The sequence below is a fragment of the Paenibacillus sp. NPDC058898 genome (assembly GCF_049316025.1).
Lineage (GTDB): Bacteria > Bacillota > Bacilli > Paenibacillales > Paenibacillaceae > Paenibacillus_AQ.
On record NZ_JBMOSM010000034.1, the window covers coordinates 1 to 5,171 of the forward strand.

Genomic DNA, 5,171 nt, shown 5'->3' on the forward strand with positions numbered 1-5,171 from the left:
TATTGTAACGAGAGAGATAAGGTTATCGATTTTCTTAAAGACTCCCATGATATCACCTTCAAAATAAATATCTTTCGTGTGGTTTCATATAACGTTTATGTATTCCCGAACCCGAGAACCTTAAGGCCCGAAGGCCCGGCCGCGGCGCGGTTAGGTTCGCAGGGGTGTCCGCCAACGCTTCCCTGTACCTCTGAATTCGCTCCGCAGTGAAATCCCTTCGCTCTTGGCGGACCAAGGGGCGAACGCCCCGCTGGGGGAATATAGTGTTATGTGATGTCTGCCTCATCTTCGAAAACCTTTCAAAAATTATAAGTACTTCTTAAAGGCTTTACTCGAATCACCGTCATAACCTAACTTTGTATAGAACTCGTGTGCTTGCTTCCTCGAAGCTCCGCTGGTTAAAAAGACTTTAACACAATCCCTTGAAATACACAGATCTTCAATATGCTTCATAATGAGCGATCCATAACCTTGACCTTGTCTGTTTCCAGATACAATTACACGTTCTACAACCCCAAAAGGTTGTGACTCTATCAATGCATCTAAACATAGATGCAGATGTGCAGTTGCAACGATCTCTTGGTCTACTTCGCAAATGAACAAGAAACTATTAGGATTTTGTTTAATTTCTTCTATTCTATCTTCCAACACTTTTATTTTTGGGTTGTTTGGAAGCAACTCTTTGTATAGTCGTTCAATAGCTTCTGCGTCATTTGTTTCAGCTTCACGAATTATCATTCACATTCTCCTCTGTGTATTTAGGCTGATTTCACATAACGTTTGGCATTCCTGACGTTCAAACAGCTTAAGTGACCGTAGGAAACGTGTCGTCAGACTTAGCTGGTTGAATGTATCGCTTGAATAAACTCCTTGGAATTCCTTCTTAGCGATCAAGGGCGAATGCCCGCTGTAGAAATGCTTTGTTATCGGATGTCAGCGCCTTCTTCGAAATACACCTAATCTTCTTTAAAGATCTGAGAAATCAAGATCAGACAAACAATGTGATTTTCACATTTTACCTCTATTTTTTTATAAACTGCTTCTAATAATTCCGATTTTTTTAATATTAATTATTATCGTTAAAATACAATTGATAGAAGTAACCCCCATCCAAATAAATATTGAATACGACATCCACACCCTTATCATTAAATAATTATAATCTAATATATAAGGCCAGATCATTACCAATACCAAAAGCATTATGCTTAAGATTAGTGCGATACTACTTCCTGTCATTTTTCTGAACCTTGTCTTTTCATCTTTAATATTTAGTTGTATTCCTCTAACGAGTTTAATTGCTTGGACACATAAGATAACCACGGCTATTATTACTAAGAATGAAAATACTAAATCAATTAATAGATACACGTCATCATAATTAAATTTATTCATATGATTTTCATTCATATTCTCATAAATATTATTAGCAATTAGCGATGGTGCAGTTGAATTCAAATTAGCCAGAACAAAAATGGCTTGCTGCTTTTCTAAATCAATAAGAACCTGTGAGGAGTAATTAGGATTTGATCCATTATGACTAACAACTCTATTTTTCGTATCAATACTCCATCCGAATGAATAGTATTGATTTTCACCTTCGTATCCCGCCATTTTGATGTCGACTTGATGAGATTGTTGTATCGCTTTCAATAAATTATCTGGTATATCGCCTATCCCCATTTGTGCATTAATCCAGCGTTCTAAATCTTTTGAATTCGTTACCAAATATCCTGCAGCGATATTCCCATAATATCTAGGGGCATCATATTCTAAGCTCCTTCCAAAAAATACACGATATCCTTTGGTAAGTTTATCAGATTCCTTTTCCTTACCTGTTGAAAAATAACTATCAGTCATTCCTAAAGGAACCAGTATGTTTTCAGTCATGTAATCCTGATAACGTTTGCCTGTAACTTTTTCAATAATCATCGCTAAAATATCATAATTAACTGTTGCATAATTATATGCTGTCCCAGGATACGTATCTAATGCAATGTCTGACACATTATGTATCGTTTTTTCAAGCATATCCTCCGTGGTACCTTCAGGAATTAACCGAATACTCCAAGGTGGAATTCCACTTGTATGAGCTAACAACTGATGAATCATAATATTAACTTTCTCACCCTTAATGGTTGGCTCAAACGATGGAATATAATCTGTAACAGAATCTGAAAGAGATAAGTAGCCCTCATTTTCTAATAAAATAACGGCCAAAGCCGTAAATGCCTTTGTAGTCGAGCCCAACTCAAATAATGACTCTTCAGTTACCCTCTTCTTATTTTTAGCATCTGCATATCCGTAATTCTTATATTCTGTCTTGCCCTGCTCTGATACTACCGTAGCCACCCCTGGAGTCGCTGATTTGGCCATTATGATTTCCACCATATTATCCGTATTATCATAATTCCCTGTCCTTACCAAACTCCCAAGTTCATCCCAACACGCTATAGTAGTAATGATTGTGATAAGTAGGATGACACACATTGTTGATGTGCCTGTTTTACTTAGTATTTTCTTCATTGTGGTTCTCCCAATTGTAAGTCTTCTAAAAAAAATAATGGACCAAACTATATAATTAAACACCATCCACAAATACCTACTTTGTGCCGTTATGGCTTAGAAAGACATAGTTCTTAAAACCATTTAATTCTTTGCGCTGATTTCCGATAACGTTCTTGTATTCACGACGCGACCCAGCCTTAGATGGCTCCTATCTTAGGCTGGGTCGTGTGTTGTCCGAGCTTCTTCATGATTATACATCTGACAACCAAGGGGCGTAAGCCCCGCTACGTGAATACTATGTTAGGTGATGTACCCGGCTTCTTCGATTAACTTAAGAATGTCCTTCTATCTGTTTGTTAAAATATATTATTGGTCCGTCCCATTCAGGTTGATGAGATTCATGCTTTCTATATCTTCCATCGGTATATTGATTTACTACAGACTCCCAAAATTTCTGAGCAATAATGTTTTCCTTCTCCTGCTTTACTTCCCATAATCCCTCATGAGTATCAAGTATTCTAAACGCTATATCCTTACCTATTCCTTTCTTCCTCCACTTCCGCATAATAAAAAACTCAGCTATGGTCTTTGTGTTAGAATCTTTATTAAAAACACTATAATTATTAACCAATGCAAATCCAGCTAAGCTGTCACTTATCTTGATAATATAAGCAACTCGACCTTCAATTTCTTTCCCATAATCAGTCCAGTAATGATCAAGATACTTATAATCAAACAAACCAAACGAACTCGGGTCATCATTATTATATTCGGTAGTATCATATTGATAATATTGCATTAAATTTCTAATCACTGCTTTATCCTGCTCTTCAGCCCTTAATAACTGAATTTGATTTTCTATATTGTTCATATTCCAATGTCCTTTATATAATTTAATGGTCTTTCGGGTATTTCACCTAACGTTCCTGTATTCACGAACCCGAGAACCTTAAGGCAGCTTTAGCTACCAGCCACGACTCGGTTAGGTTCGCAGGGTTGTCCGCCTGATTGTGCTTCCCTGCTAGTTGCCTCGGGCGGACCAAGGATCGGCTTCAGCCGATCCGCAGCGTGAATATAATGTTATAAGATGTCGGCGCTTCTTCGAATCACTTACAAATCCGCTTTACTGGGTTTCCATCCGATCTTTTGACTCCATGTATTAGCCTTCTTTATAATATCCCATACGATTTCAGTCTTAGCGTCTACATATTGTTCTCTTTGATCTCTATACCGGTTTGCTAATTCATACTTCGTCCTGGAATATTGATCTCTATCATCTTCATGAGTTCTTAAGTAATCTCGAAATAGTAAATTGAATTGTTCAGACCAGCTACCTGCTTGCCTTACATGAATATGAGTTCTACTCATCCCAGGTGCTTCTCTGAAGTACCTCTTAGTCAAATCATCATTATCCGAACGATATCGATATCCTAAAGATGCAAGTCCGGATATGATTGTCTCTATATTGCCTAAATCCCTTACAGATATCTGAATATCAATGATGGGCTTAGCTGCTAAACCAACTACTGCCGTCGATCCAATATGATCAACTCTATGTACGTCAGAACCAATTTTCTTTACAATCTGAGTTCGTAATTCATTAAAGAGATTTGGCCAACTATCGTTGTACGGCTCAATTATCACTGGATCCTTCATCGAAATCACCAACTCAAATGATTTTTTACGTTCTTCTCCGATTTCTTATAACATGTCTGTATTCATGAACCCCGCAAGGGGTTGTCTGTTGGATTCCCTTTTCGAAATCCATCTGGCAGACCAAGGCTCCGTTAGGAGCCGCAGCTTGAATATTATGTTATACGACGGAATCACTTCTTAGATTAACCAACATTCATTCTTGATCCCAATCTGTCATTGCTCTGCTATATGTTCCAATAAATCTCCTGGCTGACAACCTAAAACTGTACATAGTTTATCAATTACTTCTAGCGAAACATATTCATTCGTATTGAGCTTCGCCATTGTAGCAGATGAAATCCCCGTCATTTTAAGTAAATCCTGTTTCTTAATCTCCCTGTCGATTAATAATTTTTGAAAAGGTTTGTAACTAATCATCTGATATTCCTTTCACACGCGAAGTGAATTTTTCTTTAATTATATGAAAGTATATTTTCTTTATCAAAAACATCTTCAACATGTCTTGATTTGAATGTTCGATATGGTAAAATTATATTCAATAAGTTAAACTTTTATTTGCAAAATCAAATGAAGTGGATGGTGTTAAATTATGCATAATTCTTTAGAAATCTTACTCGATTCACTGATCCGTAATCGAATTGAATCTTTATATGGCGAGCTTATCAAAAACAACTTCAGCTACAACCAGTTCTCATCTGATCGGAACCTTTACTTTAAGCAGTTACATGAACTACTACCAGAGGATATACAAAAGACTCTATTCCTTTATGATGATGCGGACCTTTCTGTTCAAGCTATTTTAGAACGTGAAATCTACTTACAAGGTTTTAAGGACGCTCTTTACCTACATAACGAATTACATGTATCTTTAAATTGAGGGCCTGTTGGCTCTCTTTGTTTTTTTGATTCTGTCGTATAACGTTGTTGTGTTCACGAACCCGAGAGGCTTAAGTGACCGTAGGGAACGGGTCGCCAGACTTAGGCTCGCAGGGTTGTCCGGCTGACTC

The 5,171-nt window shown here is 37.2% G+C and carries 6 protein-coding genes; 1 reads left to right on the forward strand and 5 read right to left on the reverse strand.

Annotated features, from left to right (window positions below; all coding sequences use genetic code 11):
• Positions 1-306: 306 nt before the first annotated feature.
• From ACOZB4_RS34000 to ACOZB4_RS34020, 5 genes are all read right to left on the reverse strand, one after another.
• On the reverse strand, positions 307-738 hold the full coding sequence (locus tag ACOZB4_RS34000) for a GNAT family N-acetyltransferase (RefSeq protein WP_215164297.1): 432 nt from the start codon (positions 736-738) through the stop codon (positions 307-309).
• A 291-nt stretch (positions 739-1,029) separates the two neighbouring features.
• The gene (locus ACOZB4_RS34005) at positions 1,030-2,526 is read right to left on the reverse strand and encodes a serine hydrolase domain-containing protein (protein WP_379416866.1); all 1,497 of its coding nucleotides are present in this window, start codon (positions 2,524-2,526) and stop codon (positions 1,030-1,032) included.
• A gap of 313 nt (positions 2,527-2,839) precedes the next feature.
• Positions 2,840-3,379, reverse strand: coding sequence for a GNAT family N-acetyltransferase (locus ACOZB4_RS34010; protein ID WP_379416868.1), 540 nt, complete (start codon positions 3,377-3,379; stop codon positions 2,840-2,842).
• Between the two features lie 239 nt (positions 3,380-3,618).
• Positions 3,619-4,164, reverse strand: coding sequence for a GrpB family protein (locus ACOZB4_RS34015; RefSeq protein ID WP_379416871.1), 546 nt, complete (start codon positions 4,162-4,164; stop codon positions 3,619-3,621).
• A gap of 213 nt (positions 4,165-4,377) precedes the next feature.
• Positions 4,378-4,581, reverse strand: coding sequence for a helix-turn-helix domain-containing protein (locus tag ACOZB4_RS34020; protein ID WP_076326647.1), 204 nt, complete (start codon positions 4,579-4,581; stop codon positions 4,378-4,380).
• Between the two features lie 172 nt (positions 4,582-4,753).
• On the opposite strand from ACOZB4_RS34020, the gene ACOZB4_RS34025 reads away from it, so the two are divergent.
• Positions 4,754-5,041, forward strand: coding sequence for a hypothetical protein (locus ACOZB4_RS34025; RefSeq protein WP_379416873.1), 288 nt, complete (start codon positions 4,754-4,756; stop codon positions 5,039-5,041).
• Positions 5,042-5,171: the final 130 nt, after the last annotated feature.

Coding starts and splice junctions, on each gene's coding strand:
- ACOZB4_RS34020 (WP_076326647.1), bottom strand. CDS start 4,581: ATGATTAGTTACAAACCTTTTCAAAAATTATTAATCGACAGGGAGATT.
- ACOZB4_RS34025 (WP_379416873.1), top strand. CDS start 4,754: ATGCATAATTCTTTAGAAATCTTACTCGATTCACTGATCCGTAATCGA.
- ACOZB4_RS34010 (WP_379416868.1), bottom strand. CDS start 3,379: ATGAACAATATAGAAAATCAAATTCAGTTATTAAGGGCTGAAGAGCAG.
- ACOZB4_RS34015 (WP_379416871.1), bottom strand. CDS start 4,164: ATGAAGGATCCAGTGATAATTGAGCCGTACAACGATAGTTGGCCAAAT.
- ACOZB4_RS34000 (WP_215164297.1), bottom strand. CDS start 738: ATGATAATTCGTGAAGCTGAAACAAATGACGCAGAAGCTATTGAACGA.
- ACOZB4_RS34005 (WP_379416866.1), bottom strand. CDS start 2,526: ATGAAGAAAATACTAAGTAAAACAGGCACATCAACAATGTGTGTCATC.